Raw genomic sequence first — 611 nt, 5'->3', positions numbered from 1 at the left:
ACCGGCAGCTCCAGCCGCTGCGGCACCCCCTCCAACGCCCGCCGCCAGAACGCCAGCTGCCGAGACACCACCGACCCCGGATCGGCCTCATCACCCAGCAACTCCAACTGCCACAACGTGTAATCGGCGTACTGCACCGGCAACGGATCCCAACCCGGCGCACTCCCGGCGCACCGGGCCGCGTACGCCACACTCAGATCCCGCGCCAGCGGCACCGTCGACCAGCCGTCACCAGCAATGTGATGCACCACCACCAGCAGCACATGCTCGACCGGACCCACCTCGAACAACCACGCCCGCACCGGCAACTGCGACGTCACATCAAACACATGACCCGCAAGCTGGCCCACCTCCACCGGCGACCAGCCCAGCACCGGCAACTCCACCACCGCATCGGACGCCGGAAGAATCCGCTGAAACGGCACCCCGTCCACATCCGGAAACACCGTCCGCAGGCTCTCATGACGGCCCACCACATCACCCAGAGCGGCAGCCAGCGCACCCCGATCCAGCACACCGGTCAACCGCAACGCGAACGGAATGTTGTACGCCGCCGACTGCCCGTCCAACTGACCCAGAAACCACAACCGCCGCTGGGCGAACGACAACGG

1 protein-coding gene is annotated in these 611 nt (G+C 67.1%); it reads right to left on the bottom strand.

The features are described 5' to 3' along the window. Window positions 1-611 (bottom strand): condensation domain-containing protein (locus Cba03nite_RS39470; RefSeq protein WP_239126360.1); only part of this gene is annotated, 611 nt, incomplete at both ends.

Source organism: Catellatospora bangladeshensis (genome assembly GCF_016862575.1).
GTDB lineage: Bacteria > Actinomycetota > Actinomycetes > Mycobacteriales > Micromonosporaceae > Catellatospora > Catellatospora bangladeshensis.
The sequence above is the reverse complement of the archived record's forward strand: the minus strand, read 5'-3'. Positions and strand labels throughout refer to the sequence as shown.